Source organism: Nocardia sp. NPDC050793, from assembly GCF_040654065.1.
Classification (GTDB): Bacteria; Actinomycetota; Actinomycetes; order Mycobacteriales; family Mycobacteriaceae; genus Nocardia.
On record NZ_JBFAHG010000013.1, the window covers coordinates 15,192 to 32,512 of the forward strand.

The window sequence follows — 17,321 nt, forward strand, 5'->3', positions numbered from 1 at the left end:
CTGCGCGCGGCGTGTGGCAGGTGTGCGTGATTGGGACGCGGCGGTCAGGTGGTGAGTTCGCGTTCCAGGGGGGTGCGGAAGCGGGGGATGGTGCGGATGTCGGCGAACCAGGTGGTGGTGCGGGCGGCTTCGGCTTCGATGCGGGATTCGCCTTCGGAGCCGATGTCCTCCAGAAGTCGCCAGACGATCTCGCCGTCTTTGCGCTGGGCCCAGCCGCCGACGATGCGGCCGTTCCACCAGATGGTGGGGCCGATGTTGCCGTTGCGGTCGAAGAGGGCGGGGGCGTGCGGGCCGAGGTACCAGTTGCGGGACTGCCAGCCCATCGGGGTCGGGTCGAGGGCGGGCAGGAAGGTGGCCCAATCCTCGGGCGGGGCAACAGGTTCGAGGTCGTCGGCGAGGACCAGGCCGGGGGAGCCGTCCAGGTCGACCTCGGCGACATCGAGGCGGGCCAGTGCCTTGCGGACCTCGGCGAGGGTCCAGCCGGTCCACCATTTGAGGTCGGTGAGCGGGGCCGGGCCGAAGGCGGCCAGCCACTGGCGCACCAGTTCGGCGCGCGCCTCGTCGGCGGGTAGTTCCGCGACGCCGTCGGGCAGCCAGGACTCCACCGGCGACCACAGATACTGGCTGCTGGCCCAGCTGCCGTTGGGTCGCCCGCGCACGATGCGCCCTTCGCAGCCGAGGGTGACCAGCACCCAGGTGGTGATGTTGGTCGGCTTCGAATACGCCTTGCCCGGTGCGGGATTCACCTGGGTGCGCAGCCGCGGCACGTCCTTGCCGAGTTGCGCGCCGGTGGCCGCGCCGCGCGCCAGCAGCGCCCGATGGGTCTCCGCTTCGACCTCGGCCCACCAGCCCGCGACGTCGCCGTCCCCGATGCCTGCCTGTTCGAGGAAGCGTCCGTAGGTGCGGCGCTGCTTGTCCGCCAACGCGTTCGCGCACGAGGCCTGGAGTACCGGGACCAGCTCGACGGGCGCGACGAACATCGTCCGGCGCATCGCCAGCATCCGCAGCAGCGTCCGGTGCTCGTACAGCTCCCGCTCCACGTCGGCGGGTGTCGCGCGGTGGCTGCGCGCGCCGAGGGAGAGGAACACCGTCGCCGGGTCGGTGGCGTGCAAGACCACCAGCGACCTGGCGATATCCGTCACGTTGTCGGTGCGGTGCGCGTCGGCCAGCCGGTGCCGCACCCCCAGTCGCGCGCGCCGCTCGGCGGCATCGATCGAACGCATAGGCGAATACTAGCCGCCGCCTCCGACATTCGATCGTCGCGAACGACGCGGTGGCAGCACGTCAAAAACCTGTGGCGACCACCGATACAGCGGGCTCGATCGGTGACAGCGTCGCGCGGCTCAGCGCCGATTCCGACAGCGCACAGGCCGCTTCGACCGTCGCGCGGCCTATCCGCGATCCGGCAGGCATGGACGCCTGAGATCGCCGCTCGCCGGAACAGTTTTCGCCCCGATCCAGTTGTTCGGACAAGACACCGACGAGAGAGGCGTGAGATGAGCAAGCCAGCAGACCCGGCTTACCACTGGAACGGAGCGGACCTGGATCTGGACGCCTACCTGGCGCGGATCGGCTTCGACGGTGAACGCGCGCCCACCCTCGCGACGTCGCGCGAGCTCGTCCGCCTGCACACCACCGCCATTCCGTTCGAGAATCTGGAGCCGGTGCTCGGCCGCCCGGTCCCGCTCGACCTGGCCACCTTGCAGGACAAGCTGGTGCGCAGGCGCCGCGGCGGCTACTGCTACGAGAACGTCGGGCTCTTCGCCGCCGCGCTGGAACGACTAGGTTTCGGCGTCACCGGACTCAGCGGCCGGGTGACCATGGGGTCCGGCGGGTTGCGTCCCGCGACGCACGCCCTGCTGCGAGTGACCACCGCGGACGACGAGCGCGTCTGGATCTGCGACGTCGGGTTCGGCGCCGGCCCGCTCGAGCCCTACGAACTGGTGGAGCGGGAGGACGAATTCTCTTTGGGGCAATGGCGTTTCCGGCTGGAACGCAGGGTGGGCGAGCTGGGCACCGACCTGTGGGTGCTGCACCAGTTCGCGCGCGACGGCTGGATCGACCGCTACACCTTCACGACCGAACCGCAGTACCGCATCGATTTCGCGGTGGGCAACCACTTCGTGTCCACCTCGCCGCGTTCGCCGTTCACCGCGCGCCCGTTCGTCCAGCGCTTCCTGCCCGATGTGCATCACGTGCTCGACGGTCTGACTCTGACCACCGAACGTCCCGACGGATCGAGCGAGACTCGCGAACTGGAGCCGAGCGAGCTGCCCAAGATCCTGTCGGAGGTCTTCGACATCGAGCTCGACCCGGACGACGCCACCGCGGTGAGCGCCGCGCCCTGGCTCGATCGCTGAGCGCGACACCGGCTCGCGGATACGCCGCGCCGACGGACGATTTCGGTACCGTCGGCGGGGTGCGCATCCACCGGAAGCTCCTGGTTCTGTCCGCGGCACCCCTGCTCGCCCTGGCCGGGTGCAGTTCGGGGCCGGAGCAGCCCGACACCGTGGCCCGGCAGTTCGCCGACGCGCTGAACAGCGACGACGTCGCCGCGGCCGCCGCGCTGACCGACGACCCTGGCAAGGCCGCCGACACGCTGAACCAGCTCTACGACGGCCTCGGCAAGGACGTCGCCTTCGAGGTGCGCTCGACCGACGGGAACAATTTCACCCTGGCCGCCACCTGGCGGCTCGGCAAGGACGGCAAGGACGAGTGGAGCTACACCACCGTCGGCGAGGCGACCGAGGATAGCGACTGGGAGATTCGCTGGGACCCGGCCACCGTGGCGCCCGGCCTCGCCGCGGGCCCGCTGAGCTACGGACCCGCCTACGCCAAACCCGCCCGGATCCTCGATGGGGCGGGCGGCGACCTGATGGCCGAGCAGATCGTCACGCTGGTGAACCTCGCGCCCGGCGCGGACACGGCGGCCGTCGCAGCCCTGGTCGCACCGCTCGCGCCGGGCGTCACCGCGCAGTCCCTGCAAGCGGAACTGGCCGCCGCGCAGGGCAAACCGATCACCGCGATCACGCTGCGCGCCGCCGACATCGCCCCGATCAACGACGCGCTGGCCGCGCTGCCCGGCGTCACGCTCGCCCCGCAGACCCGGCTGCTGACCACCGACAAGGCGCTGTCCTCGCCCACCCTGTCCGGCCTCGCCGACCTGTGGCAGCAGAACGCCGATGCGGCGGCGGGCTGGGCCGTGCGGGCCAAGACGCCCACCGGCACCGAACGCGTCGCGGGCCAGGACCCGCGCCAGACCACCGACATCGCCACCACGCTGGACGTCGGATTGCAGCGCGCCGCCGAGGACGCCCTCGCCTCGATCGGGCAGCCCGCCGCGATCGTCGCGCTGCAACCGTCCACCGGCAACGTGCTCGCCGTGGCGCAGAACGCCGCCGCCGACGCGCAGGGACCGATCGCGTTGACCGGCCTCTACCCGCCGGGGTCGACCTTCAAGACGGTGACCGTCTCGGCCGCGCTCCAGGCGGGCGACGCGACGCCGGACAGCGTGCTCCCGTGCCCCGGCACCGCGGACATCGAGGGCAGGCGGATCCCCAACGACGACAAGTTCGACCTCGGTCAGGTGCCGCTGCACACCGCCTTCGCCCGCTCCTGCAACACCACCATGGCCGCGCTAGGCGTCAAGCTGCCACCGGACGGGCTGACGAAGGCCGCCGCGCAGCTCGGCCTCGGCATCGACTACGTCACCCCCGGCCTCACCACGGTCACCGGCAAGGTGCCCACCGCCGACACCCCGGCCGAGCGCGTCGAGTCGAGTATCGGTCAAGGGCAGGTGACGGCATCGCCGTTCGGGATGGCGCTGGTGGCCGCCTCGATCGCGCGCGGTTCGGCGCCGGCGCCGACCATCGTGCATGGCAGGCCGGGCGTCGCCGACCGTCAGCCGGAGCCGCTGCCCGGCGCGGTCGACGACCAGCTCGAAGGCATGATGCGCGAGACCGTGACCGGCGGCACCGCCACCCAATTGCGCGACATCTCCGGGCTGCTCGGCAAGACCGGCACCGCGGAGTACATCGACGACACCCACGCGCACGGCTGGTTCGTCGGCATCGACGGCGACCTGGCGTTCGCGGTGTTCGTCAGCGACGCGGGCAGCTCGGCGCCCGCGGTGGACGCCGCGGGACGGATGTTGCGCGCAGCGCGGTAGTTTTCGGCGTTCGCGCACCACACACGCCCCTCCGCCGTCGCGCGGGTCGTGCGGCGTCACGGCTGTCGACCCGCTACGGTGATTTGGGCGGCGAATATATCCCGGCTGGCGCGGACCGCGCTTCGTCCGCCCGCTACACTCGTCCGCGGACCGCTTAAGCGGTCAATATGCGGGATGTCACGATTTCGAGAAGGTTCGGAGTAGGCGCCATCGATACCGGTCAGTTGATCGCGGAGCATTACCGCCTGGTCGAGCGGATTGGTAGCGGCGGCACAGGTGTCGTCTGGCGTGCCACCGACGAGCGACTCCGGCGTTCCGTGGCGATCAAGCAGATCCACATTAAAGCCAGCCTGCCGCAGGCCGAACGCGAAATCACGCGCCAGCGCGCGATCCGCGAGGCCCGCAACGCGGCGCGGTTCCAGCACCCGAACGCGATCGTGGTGTTCGACATCACCGAACACGAGGGTGACCCGTGCCTGGTGATGGAGTACCTGAAGTCGCGGAGTCTGGCCGCGGTGCTCTCCGCGCAGGCGACGTTGCCGTTGACCCAGGTCGCGCGCATCGGCGAGCAGGTCGCCTCGGCGCTGATCGCCGCGCATCAGGCGGGCATCGTGCACCGGGACGTGAAGCCGGGCAACATATTGCTCGACGACCACGGCACGGTCAAGATCACCGACTTCGGCATCTCCCGCGCCACCGGCGACGTCACGCTCACCGAGACCGGCCTGATCTGCGGTACGGCCGCCTACCTGGCTCCCGAGGTGGCCCGCGGCGCCGACCCGACCCCGGCCGCCGACGTGTTCTCGCTCGGCGCCACGCTGTTTCACGCGCTGGAGGGCGAACCGCCTTACGGCGCGAGCGCGAATCCGCTCGCGGTGCTCTACGCCGCGGCCAACGGTCAGGTCAGCGAGCCGCGAAACGCGGGGCAGGCCACCGACTTCCTGCTCGCGCTGCTGAACCCGGACCCCGAGGAACGGCCGAGCATGCGCGTCGCGCGCGACACCCTGGCCGCCTTCGCCGACTCCGCCGCCGTGCCCGCCGGATTCGTGCCCGCCAGTGAGGCTTTCGCGCGCCAGTCCGCCTCGGACGCGGCGACGCGGGCGCTGCGCCACCCGGTGCCCCAGCCCACGTACCAGCCGACCGAACGGCACGTCCGCCCGCTCCCCCCGCCGCAGCACGCGCCCGCGCATCCGAACACGGCCGCGCACCCTAGGACCGCGGCCCAGCCGCGTCCGGCGTCTTCCTCGGGCGGCAAGCGTCGCGCGGTGCTCATCGGCGGTGTGGTCGGCGCGGTGGTCGCCGTCGCCGCGCTGCTGATCGGCAGCCTGAATCAGTCGGAGTCGAACTCGCCCTCGGCGCAGGCGACTCCGCCGTCGGCGAGCGCCCCGGCCACCGGTGCCACCACCACGGCCCCGGCGCTTGGCCGCACGCCGAGCGCGGGCACCGTCGAATGGGGACCGGCCGGTCAGCTGATCGTGAACTTCTACAACAACCCGAGCGGGTCCTGGTCGCTGCTCACCCCGGCGGCGCAGAAGGCCTACGGCGGGGAACAGGCGTTCCGCGAGTACTGGAGTTCGCGCATCGTCGACACGTTCTCCGGCATCAACGCAGCCAACGGCTCCAACAACCCCGACGGCTCGGTGGACATGCGGCTGGCCAATCTCACCGTGGAGGGCGAGTCCAAGCAGCTGGTGCTGCGGGTCGTCGACGGCGGCGGCCGCCTGCTGATCGACAGCGAAACCCGCTGAGCCGCACGCGGTCGTCGGGCGTCGCCGCCATCTGGGCCCTCGGCGTTGCGGCCGTTAGTCTTTCGGCATGGAGATCAGGGGGATGCTGGTCGAGGAACGCGCCGAGCTCATCGAGTTGCTGCGTGACCTGAGCGCGGAGGACTGGGAGACGCCGTCGCTGTGCGCGGGGTGGTCGGTCCGTGACGTGGTCGGGCATCTGCTGTACGACACGATCGCACCGCTGACCTACGGGGGTGTCGTCGTGCGGTGCGGGTTCTCGATCGATCGGGTGAACGGCCTGTTGGTCGAGAAGGCGCGGGCGCTGTCCACCGACCGGCTGATCGACATGTTCGAGAACGCCGCCGGGACGCTGTCCCGATTCGGTCCCGCCCTGGTACTGGCCGATCTGTTCGTGCACCAGCAGGACATTCGCCGCCCGCTCGGCCGCACCCGCACGATCCCGGCCGACCGGCTGCGCCGCGCGCTCGAACATCCCGACCCGCTCACCCGCCCTGGACGCCGCAGCAAGGGGCTGCGGCTGGTGGCCACCGATCTCGACTGGGCCTGCGGCAGCGGGCCGGAGGTGCGCGGTCGCGCCGAGGCGCTTGCGCTCGCCGTCGTCGGACGCACCTCGGTGCTCGACGAACTCGAAGGGGACGGAGTCGCCGAGCTGCGTCGCCGCTGCGGGTGATCGACCCGAATATCGCCACACGCCGCTCGACCCGGCGACCTCTATCGCCGAATCGGGTGAACCAGCCGCTGCGGCCCCGGCGCGGGCTGGCGACGGACGGGCGCCGGGCGGCGTCCACTAGGCTGGTAGCGGCAACTTTCCTGTTGTGACCAGCCGGAGACAAGGATCGACACCGACATGACATCCCGCATCGAGCTCGCCCGCGTCGATTTGCGCGGTCGTACTCCTTCCGCTGCCGAGCTGCGCTCCGCGCTGCCGCGCGGGGGAGTCGACGTGGACTCGGTGCTGCATCAGGTGCGGCCGGTGGTGGAGGCGGTCCGGGAGCACGGCGTCTCGGCGGCGCTGGAGTTCGGCGAGCGGTTCGACGGTGTGATTCCCGCGACCGTGCGCGTCCCCGCCGCCGAACTGGTCAAGGCGCTCGACGAGCTGGACCCCGCGGTGCGCGCCGCGCTGGAGGAGTCGATCGCGCGGGCCCGCGCGGTGCACGCCGATCAGCGCCGCACCGACACCACCACCCAGGTGGTACCCGGCGGCACGGTCACCGAACGCTGGGTGCCGGTGGAGCGGGTCGGGCTGTACGTACCGGGCGGCAACGCCGTCTACCCGTCCAGCGTGGTGATGAACGTGGTGCCTGCCCAGACCGCCGGCGTCGGTTCGCTGGTGGTGGCCTCGCCGCCGCAGGCCCAGTTCGGTGGCCTGCCGCACCCGACCATCCTGGCGGCCGCGCAGCTGCTCGGCGTCGAGGAGGTGTGGGCGGTCGGCGGCGCGCAGGCCGTCGCGCTGCTCACCTACGGCGGCGTCGACACCGACGGCGCGGAGCTCGAGCCGGTGGACCTGATCACCGGTCCCGGCAACATCTACGTCACCGCGGCCAAGCGGCTGTGCCGCGGCTTGGTCGGCATCGACGCCGAGGCGGGCCCCACCGAGATCGCCATCCTGGCCGACGCCACCGCCGATCCGGCGCACGTGGCGGCCGACCTGATCAGCCAGGCCGAGCACGACGTGCTCGCGGCCAGCGTGCTCGTCACCGACAGCGCCGAGCTGGCCGACGCGGTGGACGCCGCGCTGAGCACCCAGATGACGGTGGTCAAGCACGCGCACCGGGTGCGAGAGGCATTGACCGGCAAGCAGTCCGGCACCGTCCTCGTCGACGACATCGAGCAGGGCTTGCGTGTGGTGAACGCCTACGCGGCCGAGCACCTGGAGATCCAGACCGCCGACGCGGCCGCGGTCGCGGGCCGCGTGCGCAGCGCGGGCGCGGTGTTCGTCGGGCCGTACGCGCCGGTCAGTCTCGGCGACTACTGCGCGGGCTCGAATCACGTGCTGCCCACCGCGGGCTGCGCCCGGCACTCCTCCGGACTGAGCGTGCAGACCTTCCTGCGCGGCATCCACGTCGTCGAGTACACCGAGGCGGCGCTGAAGGATGTGGCCGGGCACGTGGTCGCGCTCGCCAACGCCGAGGATCTGCCCGCGCACGGCCAGGCCGTCACGGTGCGATTCGAGACGCTGTCATGACCGGTCAGCTCACCGCGCCCGGGTCGGCCATCGGCCTGGACGACCTGCCGCTGCGCGAGAATCTGCGCGGCAAGAAGCCTTACGGCGCACCGCAATTGACCGTTCCGGTGCAGCTCAACACCAACGAGAATCCGCACCCGCCGAGCCGTGCGCTCGTCGACGACGTCGCCGAGTCCATCCGCGCAGCGGCCGCCGACCTGCACCGCTACCCGGACCGCGACGCGGTGGCGTTGCGTACCGACCTGGCGGCCTACCTCACCCGCCAGACCGGGGTCGCGGTGGACACCGCGAACGTCTGGGCCGCCAACGGTTCCAACGAGATCCTGCAGCAGCTGCTCCAGGCCTTCGGTGGGCCGGGCCGCAGCGCACTGGGTTTCGTGCCCTCCTACTCGATGCACCCGATCATCTCCGAGGGCATCGACACCGAGTGGGTCGAGGCCAAGCGCAACGCCGATTTCTCGCTCGACATCGACTACGCGCTGGCGGCCATCGCCGAACGCAAGCCGGACGTGGTCTTCGTGACCAGCCCGAACAACCCCACCGGACACAGCATTCCGCAGGACGACCTGGTCAGGATCCTCGACGCGGCACCCGGCATCGTGGTGGTCGACGAGGCATACGGCGAATTCTCGGCGGCGCCGAGCGCGATCGCCCTGATCGACCGGTTCCCGGCCAAGCTGGTGGTGAGCCGCACCATGAGCAAGGCTTTCGCCTTCGCGGGCGGCCGCCTCGGCTACTTGGTCGCCGCGCCCGCGGTGATCGACGCCATGTTGCTCGTGCGACTGCCCTATCACCTGTCGGTGGTCACCCAGGCCGCCGCGCGCGCCGCTCTGCGGCACGCGGACGAAACCCTCGGCAGTGTCGCGGAATTGGCGGCCCAGCGCGAGCGGGTCGCGTCCGCGCTGCGCGAGATGGGCTTCGAAGTGGTGCCGAGCGACGCCAACTTCGTGCTGTTCGGCCGTTTCGCCGACGCCGCGCGCGCGTGGCAGCGGTATCTGGACCGCGGCGTGCTCATCCGCGATGTCGGCATTCCGGGCTATCTGCGGGCGACCATCGGCCTGGCCGCCGAGAACGACGAGTTCCTGCGCGTCAGCACGGAATTGGTCGGCACCGAGCTCACGCCCCGATGAACCCCGTGGAGGAAGCACCGATGAACAGGACCGCGCGGGTCGAGCGCATCACCAAGGAATCCAGCATCGTCGTCGAACTGGATCTGGACGGCACCGGCAAGACCGAGATCTCCACCGGCGTCCCGTTCTACGACCACATGCTCACCGCGCTGGGCGCGCACGCCAGCTTCGACCTGACCGTGCGCGCCGAGGGCGACGTCGAGATCGAGGCGCACCACACGGTGGAGGACACCGCCATCGTGTTCGGGCAGGCGCTCGGCAAGGCGCTGGGCGACAAGTCCGGCATCCGGCGCTTCGGCGACGCCTTCATCCCGATGGACGAGACCCTCGCGCACGCGGCGGTCGACGTGTCGGGGCGGCCGTACTGCGTGCACACCGGCGAACCGGAACACCTGCTGCACGCGGTGATTCCCGGCAGCCCCGTGCGGGGCCGCTCCGAGCCGGGCGCGCCGTATTCGACCGTGCTCAACCGGCACGTCTTCGAATCGATCGCGCTCAACGCCCGCATCGCGCTGCACGTGCGGGTGCTCTACGGCCGCGACCAGCACCACGTCACCGAGGCCGAGTTCAAGGCCGTGGCGCGGGCGCTGCGGGCCGCCGTCGAACTCGACCCCCGGGTGAGCGGCGTGCCGTCGACGAAGGGAACGCTGTGACAACGAAATCCGTCGCCCTGCTGGACTACGGCTCCGGCAACCTGCACTCCGCCGAGCGGGCGCTGGTCAGGGCGGGTGCGCACGTCGAGGTGACCGCCGACCCGCAGATCGCGCTGGCTGCCGATGGTCTCGTGGTGCCCGGCGTCGGCGCGTTCGCGGCCTGCATGGCGGGACTGCGTGAGGTGCGCGGCGAGCGCATCATCGGTCAGCGCCTGGCGGGCGGCCGCCCGGTGCTGGGCATCTGCGTCGGCATGCAGATTCTGTTCGAGCGCGGCGTGGAATTCGGCGTGGAGACCGACGGGTGCGCCGAATGGCCGGGCGTGGTGGAGCGGTTGTCTGCTCCAGTGCTGCCGCACATGGGCTGGAACACCGTGTCGGCCCCGTCCGACAGCGTGCTGTTCAAGGGCATGGACGCCGACACCCGGTTCTACTTCGTGCACTCCTACGCCGCCCAGACCTGGGACCTCCCGGCGAGCGAGCACTTCGCCTCCCCGAAGCTCACCTGGGCCGAGCACGGCGTCCCGTTCCTCGCCGCCGTCGAGAACGGCGCCCTGTCCGCCACCCAGTTCCACCCGGAGAAGTCCGGCGACGCCGGAGCTCACCTGTTGCGCAACTGGATCGATTCCCTCTGATCCGCGTCCGTGGGTGATTGGGCCGCGTCCTTCCACGAACCTGTGGCGCGGGGAGCGGTTCGCGTATGACTACCGTCGATTCTGGCCCCCATTCGACTCCCGTCGATCCGCCCCACACCCGGATATCAGGCAGGCGGACGCCGCCACATCGGCACCACAACCCCCAACAGCCCCACCGCGGGCGTTCGCACACACCGTGTGTACGCCCTACATAGGCACCGACTATGTAGGGCGTATGGAAAGTGTGTGACCCGAAAGTGACGTGCCTCCCCCGACCCCGTCCCAATGAACGCAACCACAGCCGGTCGACCACGCCGGAAGCCGCACCCGCGCACACGAGGGCGGGAGGTAAGCCGGGTACCGCTCCCAACGTGCCCAGCACTGTTCGGGGAATACCTGGTAGACAGCGCGTGGTCGGCGCGTTCACTCCCGGAACTACGTTTGCCGACGCCCCCACCCACTCTGTCGCCGTCCACCGAAAACCGAGGTAGCCGGTCCGGTTGGCAAGTCCCGCTACCGAAACACCGACGCACCCATCCGATCCCGGCGCCGTTCGCGGGGTTCACCGCCGGAGCCACGTTCGTTGACGTGTCCAATCCGCGCTCGGCGCCGTTCGGGGCAACCGATGGAGCCGAGCTCGGTTGACGAGTGCACCAACGAAACCGCCGAACCCCGCTTCCGTGCCAGCGACCGCGCCTAGAAGCGGGTGCCGATCGCCCAGTGCGGGGTGGTCTGCACGCGCGACAGCCGCCACCCTTGCGAGGTTCGCACCGCGTCGAACTCGTAGATCCCGCCGAGGGTGTACTTCGGCTCGGTGAGAGTAGCCGCTACCACCGGAGTGAACGTGGCGATCATGTTGGCCCGCACCGCTGCCGTGTCGCCTTGCAGGTCGATGATCACATTGCTGATGAAATGTTGAATTCGCTGGTCGGCGGAGTGGTTTCGCCCCGCCTGCGCGATCATCGCGTCGACACCCTGCGCGGTCCCGCCGGGCGTGGTGGCGCTGGCGTCGGCCGTGTAGATCTCACGGAAGTCCTCGAAAGCGCCTTCGTCGAGAGTGTGGCCGATGCGGTCGACGAGCGCGGTGATGTGGTTGTGGTCCAACAACTCTCGGACTTCCCGTCGCTCGGCGTCGGCGTCCGTCACGGTGGACGAGCATGCGGCGAGCGCCGCGATCGGGAGCAGGGCGAGGGGGAGGACGAAGCTGATCTTCTTCACGGCGATGGCCCTTTCGGACGGTATGTTGGCAGCGCCAATGTTGGCGAGACCAACAATAACAAATGTGGGTGACGCCAACAAGTGGATTGCTAGATTGGTGCCATGGAGATCGCGCACGACGGCGTCGCGGGCAGGCTGCGCGCGCTGCCCACCCGGCTGCTCAATCAGGTGGCCCTGGTGGCCGACCGGGCGACGGAACGGGCACTGGAGGACACCGGGTCGCGCAGGCATCACTACGCCCTGCTCGCCACGTTGCGTGAGTTCGGTCCCGCGAGCCAGGCCGATCTCGGCCGCCGCACCCGCATCGACCGCAGCGACATCGTCGCGGCCCTCAACGACCTGGCCGACCGCGGTTTCGTGGAACGCAGCCCCGACCCGGGCGATCGCCGCCGCAACATCGTCACCCTCACCCGCCCCGGCGCGCGCCACCTGGACGATCTGGACGCGCGACTGGACACCGCCCAGGACGAGTTGCTGGCCGCGCTCTCCGCCGCCGAGCGCCGTCAGCTGGTCGGTCTGCTCACCCGCGTGCTGGACGATCACTCGCGATCCTGACCGGGGCCGCGTTTCCGCAGGCCGGAGGTGGGGTGCGGGGAGTGGGCGACTATGCTGCTCGGAGTGAGTCTTGTGCTGCTACCTGCCGTCGATGTCGCCAATGGAGAGGCCGTGCGCCTGGTACAGGGGGAGGCGGGCAGCGAGACCAGCTACGGCTCGCCTCGCGACGCCGCGCTGGCCTGGCAGGAGGCGGGCGCCGAATGGGTGCACCTGGTCGATCTGGACGCGGCGTTCGGCCGCGGCTCCAACCGTGAACTGCTCGCCGAGGTGGTCGGCGAACTCGACGTGCAGGTCGAGCTGTCCGGCGGCATCCGCGACGACGACTCCCTCGAGGCGGCGCTGGCCACCGGCTGCGCCCGCGTCAACCTCGGCACCGCCGCGCTGGAGGACCCGGTGTGGTGTGCCCGCGCCATCGCCAAGCACGGCGAGCGCATCGCGGTCGGCCTCGACGTGCGCATCATCGACGGCGAACACCGGCTGCGCGGCCGCGGCTGGGTCAGCGACGGCGGCGACCTGTGGGAGGTGCTCGAGCGCCTGGAGCGCGACGGCTGCTCGCGCTACGTGGTCACCGACGTCACCAAGGACGGCACGCTGACCGGCCCGAACCTGGATCTGCTCCGGGACGTGTGCGCGGCCACCGACGCACCGGTGATCGCCTCCGGTGGCGTGTCCACCGTCGAGGACCTGGTGGCCATCTCCGGTCTTGTGCCAGAGGGCGTCGAGGGCGCGATCGTCGGCAAGGCGCTGTACGCGGGCCGGTTCACCCTGCCCGAGGCGCTGGCCGCGGTGCGCTGATACGAAAACCGATGGCTGCCAACCCGATCACGGAGCTTCCCGAACTGCTCGCCGTCGCGAGCGAGATCCTCGACGACGCCAGTGCGCGTTTCGTCGAGGGTCTCGGCGCGCCGAGCGCGGTCGCCAAGGGCCGCAACGATTTCGCCACCGAACTCGACCTGGAGCTGGAACGAACCGTCTCCGAGAGCCTTGCCCTGCGCACCGGAATCGAGGTGCACGGCGAGGAATTCGGCGGTCCGCAGCTCACCTCCGGCACCGCGTGGGTGCTCGACCCGATCGACGGCACCTTCAACTACTCCTCGGGTCATCCGCTCTCGGGCATGCTGCTCGCGCTGGTGCGCGACGGCGAACCGGTGCTCGGGCTGACCTGGTTGCCGATCCTCGGCCAGCGCTACGCCGCGGTGCGCGGCGGGCCGGTGCTGCTCAACGGCAAACCGCTGGCTCCGCTGCCGCCCGCGAAACTGGCCGACTCGATGATCGGATTCGGCGCGTTCAACGTCGACTCCGACGGCCGCATCCCCGGCCGCTTCCGTTTCGATCTGCTCGGCCCGCTGAGCAGGCTCTCCTCCCGGGTGCGAATGCACGGCTCCACCGGCATCGACCTGGCCTTCACCGCCGCGGGGGTGCTGGGCGGCGCGATCGTGTTCGGCCACCATCCGTGGGACAACGCGGCGGGCGTCGCGCTGGTTCGCGCGGCGGGCGGCGTGGTGACCGACCTGGCGGGCGAGCCGTGGACCATCACCTCCGGGTCGGTGCTCGCGGCGGCGCCGGGAGTGCACGAAGAACTGCTCGAGATGATCTGCACGGTCGCCGATCCGCCGACCGCCGAGGAAGGATGAGCCGATGACGTTGGCCGTACGCGTGATTCCGTGTCTCGACGTGGACGCGGGCCGGGTGGTCAAGGGCGTCAACTTCGAGAACCTGCGCGACGCGGGCGATCCCGTCGAACTGGCCGCGACCTACGACGCCCAAGGCGCCGACGAACTGACCTTCCTCGACGTCACCGCCTCCACCGGCGACCGCGGCACCATGATCGACGTGGTGACCCGCACCGCCGAGCAGATCTTCATCCCGCTCACCGTCGGCGGCGGCGTGCGCACCGTCGAGGACGTGGACCGGCTGCTGCGCGCGGGCGCGGACAAGGTCTCGGTGAACACCGCGGCGATCGCCCGCCCCGAGGTGCTGCGGGAGATGTCCGAGCGATTCGGTTCGCAGTGCATCGTGCTCTCGGTGGACGCAAGGACCGTGCCCGACGGCCAGCCCGACACCACCTCCGGCTGGGAGGTCACAACGCACGGCGGCAAGCGCGGCACCGGCATCGACGCCATCGAATGGGCCGTTCGCGGCGCCGAATTGGGGGTCGGCGAGATCCTGTTGAACTCGATGGACGCCGACGGCACCAAGACCGGTTTCGACCTGCCGATGATCCGCGCGGTCCGGGCCGCCGTCTCGGTGCCTGTCATTGCCAGCGGCGGTGCCGGCGCGGTCGAGCACTTCGCCCCCGCGGTCCAAGCGGGCGCCGACGCCGTGCTCGCGGCGAGCGTCTTCCACTTCGGCGACCTCACCATCGGCCAGGTCAAGGACTCGATGCGCGCGGAGAACATCGTCGTCCGCTGATCCCGCGCCGGACGGGGGAGGTCCTCGGCGCGCTGCGCCGCACGCGCCGAACCGATGCCGCGACGGCCCTGTTATAACGGTGACATGACACTCGACCCTGCCATCGCCGCCCGCCTCAAGCGCAACGACGCGGGTCTGGTGGCCGCCGTCGCGCAGGAACGCGGCACCGGCGATGTGCTGATGGTCGCCTGGATGGACGACGAAGCACTGGCGCGCACGCTGGAATCCCGCAAGGCGACGTACTATTCGCGCTCGCGGCAGCAGTACTGGGTCAAGGGCGAGACCTCCGGCCACACCCAGTACGTGCACGAGGTGCGCTTGGACTGTGACGGTGACACCGTGCTGCTCGTCGTGGACCAGGAGGGCGCGGCGTGTCACACCGGCACGCACACCTGCTTCGATTCCGACCTGCTGCTCGGAGAGGCCTGAACGACGCTGCCGGACGTGGTCCGTCCGAAGACCGCGCATGGTCGGAGCGAAGGCGGAGGTCCCCCCTTATCGGCGCTGCCGGACGCGCGTCCGAAGTCTGCGCACGCCCGAGCGAAGGTGGAATACGCCTGATCGGCGCTGCCGGACGCGCGCTCAGTCGCTCGACCGGTCGCCTCGCACGTCGGCGCTCGGCGCGAGCCGGCTCACCGCCTCGGGGAGGCGCTGGGCGAGGATCTCGCTGAGGTCGGCGAGCTGGGCCTTCTGGGTGTCGTCCAGTCCGTCGAATACCAAGCGCCGCACCGCGTCCAGATATCCGGGCGCCGCCTCGACGACCTTGAGGTAACCGTCGTCGGTGAGCACCGCCTGCACGCCGCGCCGCCCCACCGTCACCGAGCGCTCGGCCCAGCCCAGCCGCTCCAGCTTCGACACCACGTGCGACAAGCGTGATAGCGATGCATTTGCTTTGTGGGCAAGATCACTCATTTGAAGTCGATGCCCCGGTTCCTCGGAAAGCAAGGTCAATACCCAGTATTCGAAATGAGTGACCCCGGATTCACGCTGTAATTGGGTGTCCAAGGCGCTCGGCAGCCGTGTCATCAGCGCCACGACTGCGCGCCAAGCCCGTTGTTCCACGGGATCCAGCCACTTCGTCACTATGCGCCTTCTTTCGAGCCAAGTGACGTGGGTAGTTAGGGAGCCTATCGATTAGTGCAAAGCAAATTCACAGTCACTCGCGTGCAACGAGTTTGCCACGACTTCGCTCGGCGGTCATGGGGATACCCGATGTCGTGAGTTCATTCACAAATGGTCCTGGCGTGTCGGTGTCGAGTCCCGCGTGCCCGGCGTCGGCGTGGCGGTGGTGGGTGGCGCGGAGGCGGTCTGCCCGGCAGCTTTCTTGCGGCGCACCTGCCCGCGCACCACGAAGAACACGACACTTAGGAAGACCAGCGCCGCCGTGATCGCGCCCGCGAGGCAGGCGCCGCGAAACGCGGGCGCGTCCACGTCGAGGACGCGCTCGCCCGCGTGGGCGGCGCTGTTGTTGCCGAGCACGATGGACAGCGTCATCAGATTCGGTATCGCCAGCAGCACGGCGAGCACCACCGCGGCGCCCGCCAGGAACTTGCCGGCCCGTCTGCGCCACATCAGCACCGCGAAAAGCAGCAGCAACAGCGGCACGATCGTGCACACCGCGCCGAGGAGGAATCCCCAGCCGATGCCCTTGCCGAAGCTGCCGCTCACCATTTCGGCGATCCGTTGCGCCCACCAGCGCGGAATGAACGCGGCCAGGATGAGATAGGTGACGACGAGGACCACGACGAGCACCACGCCGCCGATGATCCGATTGCGCCAGACTGTCGCGCTGGATTTGCCGTCCGGCCGAACCTCGCTCGAAGTCATGGTTTCAGCGTAGGTCGACCGGACGGTCTCCGTACCGCAGTGCGGTCGGCGTTTCGCCTCGTCAGCGCTTTCGGACGGGTCCTGCCGCCGCCAGCCACGCACGTGGCCGGAGGGGGAGTCCGCCGTCGGCCTCCCGACGGCCGGAGCGAAGGCGGAGCTACACCTAGCGAACCCGTTCGCGCAGGAAGCTCAGCGCCTCGTCGGCGTGCGCGTCGGCCCGCAACTCGCTGGAGATCACCGCGAGCACGGTGCGGTCGGTGCCGATGACGAAGGTCCGCCGCTTCACCGGCGCGAGCTTGCCGAGCAGGCCGCGCTTGACGCCGAACTGCGCGGCGACCGCGCCGTCGCTGTCGGAGAGCAGCGGATAGCCGAGGCCCTGTTTGGCGGCGAAGCCCGCCTGGGTGTCCACCGCGTCGGTGCTGATGCCGACGCAGGAGGCGCCGAGCGCGGCGAAGTCCGCGGACAGATCCCGGAAGTGGCAGGCCTCGGCGGTGCATATCGGGGTGTTCGCGGCCGGGTAGAAGAACAGCACCAGCGGTCCGTCGGCGAGCAACTCGTCGAGGGAGCGGCGGGCGCCGGACTGGTCGGGGAGCTCGAACTGCGGGGCGAGCTGGCCTTTTTGCATGAAAGGGACAGTACCGGGCGTACCTGACGCCCGGTACTGTCCTTTCGGCCGCTGGCCGGTTGCCGATCGGGCGTCACGCGCCGACGATCGCGACGCGGCTGTTCCTGCCCGGCGCGCCAGGGGCGGCCTTGCACCGGGCCGAGCGAAGCCCGAGCATCCGCCCTGGGA

Annotated in this window: 19 protein-coding genes; 13 read left to right on the forward strand and 6 right to left on the reverse strand. The window is 70.3% G+C overall.

All coding sequences use genetic code 11. The features are described from left to right. Positions 1–44: 44 nt before the first annotated feature. Positions 45–1,223 (reverse strand): winged helix DNA-binding domain-containing protein, encoded by a 1,179-nt coding sequence (locus AB0H50_RS31635; RefSeq protein ID WP_357459921.1) that lies wholly within the window; start codon positions 1,221–1,223, stop codon positions 45–47. A gap of 61 nt (positions 1,224–1,284) precedes the next feature. Beyond that, positions 1,285–1,473: a hypothetical protein gene (locus AB0H50_RS31640; RefSeq protein ID WP_357459923.1), complete on the reverse strand. Its 189-nt coding sequence runs from the start codon at positions 1,471–1,473 to the stop codon at positions 1,285–1,287. Positions 1,474–1,496: 23 nt separating this feature from the next. Between AB0H50_RS31640 and AB0H50_RS31645 the strand changes: the two genes are divergently transcribed. The 8 genes from AB0H50_RS31645 to hisH all read left to right on the forward strand — a co-directional run bounded on the left by AB0H50_RS31645 (position 1,497) and on the right by hisH (position 10,516). After that, a complete protein-coding gene (locus AB0H50_RS31645; RefSeq protein WP_357459926.1) occupies positions 1,497–2,360 on the forward strand; it encodes an arylamine N-acetyltransferase in 864 nt (287 codons plus the stop codon). Positions 2,361–2,461: 101 nt separating this feature from the next. Next, on the forward strand, positions 2,462–4,168 hold the full coding sequence (locus AB0H50_RS31650; RefSeq protein WP_357460252.1) for a penicillin-binding transpeptidase domain-containing protein: 1,707 nt from the start codon (positions 2,462–2,464) through the stop codon (positions 4,166–4,168). Between the two features lie 224 nt (positions 4,169–4,392). After that, complete coding sequence (locus AB0H50_RS31655) at positions 4,393–5,916, forward strand: protein kinase (protein WP_357459928.1); 1,524 nt, start codon at positions 4,393–4,395, stop codon at positions 5,914–5,916. A 67-nt stretch (positions 5,917–5,983) separates the two neighbouring features. Beyond that, positions 5,984–6,586, forward strand: coding sequence for a maleylpyruvate isomerase family mycothiol-dependent enzyme (locus AB0H50_RS31660; protein WP_357459930.1), 603 nt, complete (start codon positions 5,984–5,986; stop codon positions 6,584–6,586). 177 nt (positions 6,587–6,763) lie between these two features. Further along, entirely contained in the window at positions 6,764–8,101 is a 1,338-nt protein-coding gene (gene hisD, locus AB0H50_RS31665) for a histidinol dehydrogenase (protein ID WP_357459933.1), read from the forward strand. Then, complete coding sequence (locus AB0H50_RS31670; protein WP_357459935.1) at positions 8,098–9,231, forward strand: histidinol-phosphate transaminase; 1,134 nt, start codon at positions 8,098–8,100, stop codon at positions 9,229–9,231. The genes hisD and AB0H50_RS31670 overlap by 4 nt, the downstream gene beginning before the upstream one ends. Before the next feature lie 20 nt (positions 9,232–9,251). Beyond that, positions 9,252–9,884, forward strand: a complete 633-nt coding sequence (gene hisB / locus AB0H50_RS31675) for an imidazoleglycerol-phosphate dehydratase HisB (protein ID WP_068059554.1) — start codon at positions 9,252–9,254, stop codon at positions 9,882–9,884. After that, entirely contained in the window at positions 9,881–10,516 is a 636-nt protein-coding gene (gene hisH, locus AB0H50_RS31680; RefSeq protein WP_357459938.1) for an imidazole glycerol phosphate synthase subunit HisH, read from the forward strand. Before hisB ends, hisH begins: the two co-directional genes overlap by 4 nt. Before the next feature lie 696 nt (positions 10,517–11,212). On the opposite strand, the gene AB0H50_RS31685 is transcribed toward hisH, so the two are convergent. Continuing rightward, complete coding sequence (locus AB0H50_RS31685) at positions 11,213–11,734, reverse strand: nuclear transport factor 2 family protein (protein ID WP_357459940.1); 522 nt, start codon at positions 11,732–11,734, stop codon at positions 11,213–11,215. A gap of 102 nt (positions 11,735–11,836) precedes the next feature. Between AB0H50_RS31685 and AB0H50_RS31690 the strand changes: the two genes are divergently transcribed. From AB0H50_RS31690 to hisI, 5 genes are all read left to right on the forward strand, one after another. Continuing rightward, complete coding sequence (locus AB0H50_RS31690) at positions 11,837–12,289, forward strand: MarR family transcriptional regulator (protein ID WP_357459943.1); 453 nt, start codon at positions 11,837–11,839, stop codon at positions 12,287–12,289. 63 nt (positions 12,290–12,352) lie between these two features. Continuing rightward, a complete protein-coding gene (gene priA, locus AB0H50_RS31695) occupies positions 12,353–13,084 on the forward strand; it encodes a bifunctional 1-(5-phosphoribosyl)-5-((5-phosphoribosylamino)methylideneamino)imidazole-4-carboxamide isomerase/phosphoribosylanthranilate isomerase PriA (protein WP_357459945.1) in 732 nt (243 codons plus the stop codon). Between the two features lie 11 nt (positions 13,085–13,095). Then, positions 13,096–13,923 carry an inositol monophosphatase family protein gene (locus tag AB0H50_RS31700; RefSeq protein WP_357459948.1) on the forward strand — a complete coding sequence of 276 codons (828 nt, stop codon included), beginning with the start codon at positions 13,096–13,098 and terminating at the stop codon, positions 13,921–13,923. A 4-nt stretch (positions 13,924–13,927) separates the two neighbouring features. Further along, the gene (hisF, locus tag AB0H50_RS31705; protein WP_357459951.1) at positions 13,928–14,701 is read left to right on the forward strand and encodes an imidazole glycerol phosphate synthase subunit HisF; all 774 of its coding nucleotides are present in this window, start codon (positions 13,928–13,930) and stop codon (positions 14,699–14,701) included. Between the two features lie 84 nt (positions 14,702–14,785). Next, positions 14,786–15,130 (forward strand): phosphoribosyl-AMP cyclohydrolase, encoded by a 345-nt coding sequence (hisI, locus tag AB0H50_RS31710; RefSeq protein WP_068059116.1) that lies wholly within the window; start codon positions 14,786–14,788, stop codon positions 15,128–15,130. 153 nt (positions 15,131–15,283) lie between these two features. Here the strand turns inward: hisI and AB0H50_RS31715 are convergent, their stop codons facing one another. The 3 genes from AB0H50_RS31715 to AB0H50_RS31725 all read right to left on the reverse strand — a co-directional run bounded on the left by AB0H50_RS31715 (position 15,284) and on the right by AB0H50_RS31725 (position 17,153). After that, positions 15,284–15,727 carry a transcriptional regulator gene (locus tag AB0H50_RS31715; RefSeq protein WP_357460253.1) on the reverse strand — a complete coding sequence of 148 codons (444 nt, stop codon included), beginning with the start codon at positions 15,725–15,727 and terminating at the stop codon, positions 15,284–15,286. Between the two features lie 201 nt (positions 15,728–15,928). Further along, entirely contained in the window at positions 15,929–16,528 is a 600-nt protein-coding gene (locus AB0H50_RS31720) for a permease (protein WP_357459953.1), read from the reverse strand. 163 nt (positions 16,529–16,691) lie between these two features. Continuing rightward, positions 16,692–17,153 carry a peroxiredoxin gene (locus AB0H50_RS31725; protein ID WP_357459956.1) on the reverse strand — a complete coding sequence of 154 codons (462 nt, stop codon included), beginning with the start codon at positions 17,151–17,153 and terminating at the stop codon, positions 16,692–16,694. Between the last annotated feature and the right edge of the window lie 168 nt (positions 17,154–17,321).

Bases quoted from the DNA above. Each gene is read 5' to 3' on its own strand.
- AB0H50_RS31635 (WP_357459921.1), bottom strand. From the start codon at position 1,223: ATGCGTTCGATCGATGCCGCCGAGCGGCGCGCGCGACTGGGGGTGCGG.
- AB0H50_RS31645 (WP_357459926.1), top strand. From the start codon at position 1,497: ATGAGCAAGCCAGCAGACCCGGCTTACCACTGGAACGGAGCGGACCTG.
- AB0H50_RS31660 (WP_357459930.1), top strand. From the start codon at position 5,984: ATGGAGATCAGGGGGATGCTGGTCGAGGAACGCGCCGAGCTCATCGAG.
- hisD (WP_357459933.1), top strand. From the start codon at position 6,764: ATGACATCCCGCATCGAGCTCGCCCGCGTCGATTTGCGCGGTCGTACT.
- AB0H50_RS31670 (WP_357459935.1), top strand. From the start codon at position 8,098: ATGACCGGTCAGCTCACCGCGCCCGGGTCGGCCATCGGCCTGGACGAC.
- hisB (WP_068059554.1), top strand. From the start codon at position 9,252: ATGAACAGGACCGCGCGGGTCGAGCGCATCACCAAGGAATCCAGCATC.
- AB0H50_RS31690 (WP_357459943.1), top strand. From the start codon at position 11,837: ATGGAGATCGCGCACGACGGCGTCGCGGGCAGGCTGCGCGCGCTGCCC.
- AB0H50_RS31700 (WP_357459948.1), top strand. From the start codon at position 13,096: ATGGCTGCCAACCCGATCACGGAGCTTCCCGAACTGCTCGCCGTCGCG.
- hisF (WP_357459951.1), top strand. From the start codon at position 13,928: ATGACGTTGGCCGTACGCGTGATTCCGTGTCTCGACGTGGACGCGGGC.
- hisI (WP_068059116.1), top strand. From the start codon at position 14,786: ATGACACTCGACCCTGCCATCGCCGCCCGCCTCAAGCGCAACGACGCG.
- AB0H50_RS31715 (WP_357460253.1), bottom strand. From the start codon at position 15,727: ATGACACGGCTGCCGAGCGCCTTGGACACCCAATTACAGCGTGAATCC.
- AB0H50_RS31720 (WP_357459953.1), bottom strand. From the start codon at position 16,528: ATGACTTCGAGCGAGGTTCGGCCGGACGGCAAATCCAGCGCGACAGTC.
- AB0H50_RS31725 (WP_357459956.1), bottom strand. From the start codon at position 17,153: ATGCAAAAAGGCCAGCTCGCCCCGCAGTTCGAGCTCCCCGACCAGTCC.